We start from the raw sequence: 6,050 nt of genomic DNA, 5'->3' as shown, positions 1-6,050 counted from the left end.
CTGGGCGGACCCGTCCTCGTTCTCGGTGAAGACCAGCTTGACCGAGTTGTCTTGCAGCGCATTGATGATGGCGATGTGATCGATCGCGTCGGCCGGGGTGACGGCCTGCTTGTAGACCTCGGAGAAGGCGGCCGCGTAGTACTCGGCGTCGGCATGGCCCACCGAACCTTCGGCGGCGGCGGTGATGAGCCGGTCGGCCCAGGTCCGCGCGGCTTCGCTCAGCAGCGCCTGGATGCGGATCCGGTTGTCTTCGGAGACGTCGACCGGCGTGGCGTCGGGGCCTTCGGACGGCAGCCGGACCATGAAATGCATGAGGGCCCAAGGTGATTCGCTGACCCGGGCGGTGAATTCCAGCCTGGTGCCGCCGAATTCATGCACCAGGATGTCCTCGATCTGCAGGCGCACCGCCGTGGTGTAGCGGTCACGCGGCAGATACACCAGGCAGGAAACGAAGTACTGCAGCCGGTCGGCACGCAGGAACAGCAACGCGTTTCGTTGCGGGCCCAGGTCCACCACCGCTTTGGCCATCGCCAGCAGCCGTTCGGCGCTCAGCGTGAACAGCTCCGAACGGGGAACGGTCTGGATGACGTCGAGCAGTAGCTGGCCCGGGTGGATCGGGTCGTTGTCGGCCATGGCCAGCGCCTCACGGACCCGGCGCGAAATCGTCGGGATCTCCAGGACGTCGGCGTTCATGGCGGCCACCGTGAACAACCCGACGAAGCGATGCTCGATCACGGCGCCATCGACGTATTCGCGGACCGCGATGGCATACGGGTAGGCGCCGTAGCGCAGGTAGCTGCCCACCACGGATTGCGCCAGGACCAGCAGCCGGTCCTCGTCGGTCAGCCGGGGGCGCGAGCCGGTGCGGGTCCGCAGGACGCCCAGGCCGGGTGACCCGTCGCCGGAGACCTGGCCGTCGTGCACGTGGCAGCGCTGGTAGCCGAGCAGGAGGAAGTTGCCGTTGCCCAGCCAGCGCAACAGCGCCGCGACGTCGTCGCGGTCGGGGGCCGAGAAGTGGCCGTCGGCATTGGTTTCCACCTGCGCGGCCAGGTCGTCCAGGGCGGCGATCAGGGTCGAGGCGTCGCTGGCGACCTGTTGCACGTCGGCGAGCACCTTGGGCAGCAGCCGCTCGACCTCGGTGAGCCCCTTGCTGTCGACCGACGGCAACAGCTGCACGTGGATCCACGCCTCACCCTCGTATTGCGATGCGCCCTCGGCTTTCGCCTGCACACGCAGCAGCTCGCCCTCCGGGCTGCGCAGCACGTCGAACACCGGCGTCATGATCGCCGTGTACGGGACGCCGAGCCGGTGCAGCAGCACGGTGACCGAATCCATCAGCATGCCGCCGTGGTCGGTGACCACCTGCAGCGCGGGCCCGAACCCGGCGGGGTCGTCGGCCGGGTACACCGCGACGCGGCTTTCGCCGGCGGGCCGGTGCAGGCCGAGGCGATAGTGGGCGCTCAGCATGGCCGGGGTCACGATCGCCGCCGGCACGGTCAAGTCGATGGGCCTGGTTTCCGCGCCGCCCGACTCGTCGCTATGCGGACCGCGATAGCTCTCTACGTAGGCCCTCGAGATCCACTCGGGAATGTCTCGCTGCTGGGTGAAGGTCGTCCACGGCTCGAGATCGTGTCTGGCTTCGGGATCGATCGTCATGCCGATAGCTCCCAACTGGCGACGGTGGTCAGTGCGCTCGGTCGCCCCGCTGGGTGGCGGTGCGGGGCAGAGCTGACACTAGTCGCGCGTCAGCTTGCGGTGGGTCACTCTGTGCGGCCGTGCCGCATCGGCGCCGAGGCGTTCGATCTTGTTCTCCTCGTATGCCCCGAAGTTGCCCTCGAACCAGAACCACTTCGCCTCGTTGTCGTCGTCGCCCTCCCAGGCCAGGATGTGTGTGCAGGTGCGGTCCAGGAACCACCGGTCGTGCGAGATCACCACGGCGCAGCCGGGGAACTGCTCGAGGGCGTTCTCCAGCGAGCTCAGGGTTTCGACGTCGAGGTCGTTGGTGGGCTCGTCGAGCAGGATCAGGTTCCCGCCCTGCTTGAGCGTCAGCGCCAGGTTGAGCCGGTTGCGCTCGCCACCGGAGAGCACCCCCGCCGGCTTCTGCTGATCCGGTCCCTTGAATCCGAACGCCGACACGTAGGCCCGCGACGGCACCTCGGTCTGGCCGACCACGATGTGGTCCAGCCCGTCGGAGACGACTTCCCACACGTTCTTCTTGGGATCGATTCCGGCGCGGGTCTGGTCGACGTAGCTGAGCTTGACGGTCTCGCCGACCTTGACCGTGCCGCTGTCCGGCTGCTCGAGGCCGACGATGGTCTTGAACAACGTGGTCTTCCCGACCCCGTTCGGGCCGATGACGCCGACGATGCCGTTGCGCGGCAGGGTGAAGGACAGGTCCTTGATGAGGGTGCGGCCGTCGTAGCCCTTGTCGAGGTGGTCGACCTCGACCACCACGTTGCCCAGCCGCGGACCGACCGGGATCTGGATCTCCTCGAAGTCGAGCTTGCGCGTCTTCTCGGCCTCGGCGGCCATCTCCTCGTAGCGCTGCAGCCGGGCCTTGCTCTTGGCCTGGCGCGCCTTGGCCCCGGAGCGCACCCACGCCAGCTCCTCGGCCAACCGCTTTTGCAGCTTGGCGTCCTTGCGGCCCTGCACGGCGATCCGCTCGGCCTTCTTCTCCAGGTAGGTGGAGTAGTTGCCCTCGTACGGGTAGGCGCGGCCGCGGTCGAGTTCGAGGATCCATTCGGCGACGTTGTCCAGGAAGTACCGGTCGTGGGTCACCGCCAGGATCGCCCCCGCGTAGGACGCGAGGTGCTGCTCGAGCCACTGCACGCTTTCGGCGTCCAGGTGGTTGGTCGGCTCGTCGAGGAGCAGCAGGTCGGGCTTGGACAGCAGCAGCTTGCACAGCGCGACGCGGCGCCGCTCACCACCGGACAGGTTGGTCACCGGCTCGTCCGGCGGCGGGCAGCGCAGCGCGTCCATGGCCTGCTCCAGCTGTGAGTCGAGGTCCCACGCGTCGGCGTGGTCGAGCTCCTCCTGCAGCCGGCCCATCTCCTCCATCAACTCATCGGAGTAGTCGGTGGCCATCAGCTCGGCGACCTCGTTGAAACGGTCGAGCTTGACCTTGATCTCGCCCAGGCCTTCTTCGACGTTGCCGCGGACGGTCTTGTCCTCGTTCAGCGGCGGCTCCTGCAGCAGGATGCCGACGGTTGCGTCGTTGGCCAGGAAGGCGTCGCCGTTGTTCGGCTTGTCCAGGCCCGCCATGATCCGCAAGACGCTCGACTTGCCGGCGCCGTTGGGCCCGACGACACCGATCTTGGCGCCTGGATAGAAGCTCAGTGTGACGTCGTCCAGGATCACCTTGTCGCCGTGCGCCTTGCGGACCTTTTTCATCGTGTAGATGAACTCAGCCATGCCGCGGTTGTGCCTTTCTGGTTGCGAAGTGATCTCGCGGACCATCCTAGGCATCGTCCGGCGGCGCGACCGCCGCCGCTAAGCGGTCAGCGGCAGCGGACCGGTGTCGGCGGACTCGGTGTCCTCGGTGCCGGCGTCCTCACCAGCGGCGTCGGACGCATCCGCCGGCGGTGCGGCGGCCTCGGTGGCGGTCGGACCGGTGTAGCCCGGGCGCTCGATGCGCACAATCGCGCGGGACACATCGGGCCCGACCGCGGTCGCGCGCATCTCCAGCGACGACCGACGGTTGCCGTCACGGTCCTCGTACTCGCTGGTGTACACGTGGCCCACCACGATCACCGGCGCACCCTTGCCCAACGCGGCCCCCACGCCGGTGACCAACTTGCCCCAGCAGTTGACGTTGATGAAGAGCGAGTTGCCGGGCTCCCAGCCGCCGTCGGCGGTGCGCCGCCGGGAATTGCTGGCGACGCGGAACTTGATGACCTCCTGGTTGCCGACCTGACGGCGTTCGGGGTTGTTGACGATGTGACCGACGACGGTGAGCGACGTTTCGAACATGGGCTGATCCCTTCTCGTTTGCATTGGCTATGGCTGCCAGTAGGCGCGGCGCCACCGACGAACACCGCCGGAACGACCCGGAGACGGGCCGCCGCTGTGGAAGAAACCGGGACTGTGGATCAGTCGGGATCGGCCGGGCCGGACCGCTGGGCCCGCTCGCCCCGCGCCAGTTGGGCCAGCATCGCGTTGTAGGCCATCAGCTCGGCGTCGTCGTCGCGTTCGGCGGCCCGGTCCAACCGCTTGGCGGTGCGACGATCACTGCGCGCCCACTGAATGAGCAGCGCGAGCATCACGATCACCAGGGGAAACTCCCCCGCCGCCCAGGCGATGCCCCCACCCAGCCGCTGATCGCCGAGCAGGTCGGTGTGCCAGCTCAGATCGAGCGAGCGGTAGTAGTCGGCGCCGAGGACCTTCTTGGTGCCCATCAGCACCACGCCGAAGAAGGCGTGCAGCGGCAGGGAGGCGAAGACCACCGCCACCTTGGCCAGCGGCGGGATCGGTCGCGGCGTCGGGTCCACCCCGATCACCACCCAATAGAACAGGTAGCCGCTCACCAGGAAGTGCACGTTCATCGCCAGGTGCCCGGCGTGGCTGCTCGCGGTGACGTCGAAGAGGTTCGACAGGTACAGCCCGTAAAATCCGGCGACGAACAGCACGGTGGCCACCACGGGATTGGTGAGGAACCGGGAGAAGCGGCTGTGCAACGCGGCCAGCAGCCATTCCCGCATGCCAGGCGGATCGTCACGGCCGGCGGCGGGCAGCGCCCGCAACGCCAGGGTGACCGGCGCGCCGAGCACCAGCAGGATCGGGATCAGCATCGACAGGCACATGTGGACCACCATGTGCATGCTGAACATCGCCGGCATGTAGCGGCCGACGCCTGACGACGTCGCGAACAGCAACACCGCGCAGCCGAGCAGCCAGGAAGAGGTCCGGCCCGGCGGCCAGTGATCGCCGCGCCGGCGCAGCCGCACCAGCGCGGCCACATACAGTGCAGCGAAGACGACTGCCGCCGAACCGAAGATCAGGTCGAAGCGCCAGTCGAACAGGATGCGCGCCACGGTGGGCGGTCCGTCGAAGTCGTAGCCGATCTCGGCTTCGGGGATCGACGGCAACCGGGCCGGGGGTGGCGGCGGCGGGGTGCGGCCCAGCCCGACGGCGATGCCGAAGGTCAGGCCGAAAATGGCGGCCTCGATCAACGTCAGCCGCAGCAGCGCGCCACGCCCGTGGCTCGGATCCGCTTGCAGCGCAGCCACACTCACGCGTCGCTGACGCCAGCCCAGCACCCCCAGGAAGCACAGCGCGATGAACTTCGCGGTGACCAACCGCCCATAGTCGGTGCTCAGCAGGTCGGAGGGCTGCACGCGGACCAGCGCGTTGACCAGACCGCTCACCGCCATCGCCACCCAACACCACAACGCGATCATCGAGAAACGCCTGGCGGCCAGCCCGAGGTGACCACCGCCCCGCAGGGCATGCGCAAGCAGGGCGAGCAGGCCACCGGCCCACAGGCTGGCGGCGACCAGGTGGATCAGCAGGCCGTTGGTGGCCAGGTCGTGCGAACCCCCGGCGGACGAATGACCGGTCAGGCCAAGGGGAATCAGCGTCGCCACCGACGCGGCGACCAGCACCGGCGTCCACGACCAGCGCAGCACCGAGAGGCTCGCCACCGTGATCACCGCGGCCAGGATCGCGGTCCAGCGCCAGGCCGAGGCGTTGGTGATCAGGCCCGCCAGCGACCACATCCGCGCCGCGGGAATGTCGGCGACGGCATGGCCGGACACATCGGAGATGGTCAACGGGACCAGCAGGGCGGCGCATACCGCCCACACCCCCGACGCCACCGTCCCCAGCCGCAGCGCCCGGTAGCCGTCGGCGTCGAGGACGCCGTTCCGCTGCGGCGGTACCAGGAACGCGGCGAACAGGAACGAGCCGACCGCGAGCACCGCGCCGATCTCGCCCGCCGCCCGCACGAACGGCAACCCCAGCGTGGTCACCGGACCCGGGTCGGGCAGGCCCGTCACCGTCAGCGAGCTGGCCAGCGAGAGGGCCCCGATGCCGGCGGCGGTGCAGCCCGCCAG

At 68.7% G+C, this 6,050-nt stretch carries 3 protein-coding genes and 1 pseudogene; all 4 read right to left on the bottom strand.

The annotated features are described in order from the left end of the window. Positions 1–1,656: pseudogene (locus A5622_RS20025) on the bottom strand (NAD-glutamate dehydrogenase domain-containing protein); the annotation flags it as partial. A 78-nt stretch (positions 1,657–1,734) separates the two neighbouring features. Next, positions 1,735–3,411, bottom strand: a complete 1,677-nt coding sequence (gene ettA / locus A5622_RS20020) for an energy-dependent translational throttle protein EttA (protein WP_066860374.1) — start codon at positions 3,409–3,411, stop codon at positions 1,735–1,737. Between the two features lie 78 nt (positions 3,412–3,489). Beyond that, complete coding sequence (locus tag A5622_RS20015; protein ID WP_066860266.1) at positions 3,490–3,969, bottom strand: single-stranded DNA-binding protein; 480 nt, start codon at positions 3,967–3,969, stop codon at positions 3,490–3,492. Positions 3,970–4,088: 119 nt separating this feature from the next. Continuing rightward, positions 4,089–6,050 (bottom strand): cytochrome c oxidase assembly protein (locus tag A5622_RS20010; RefSeq protein WP_066880767.1); only part of this gene is annotated, 1,962 nt, incomplete at its 5' end.

The sequence above is a fragment of the Mycobacterium sp. 1245801.1 genome, from assembly GCF_001673055.1.
GTDB classification, from domain to species: Bacteria; Actinomycetota; Actinomycetes; order Mycobacteriales; family Mycobacteriaceae; genus Mycobacterium; species Mycobacterium europaeum_A.
The sequence above is the reverse complement of the archived record's forward strand: the minus strand, read 5'-3'. Positions and strand labels throughout refer to the sequence as shown.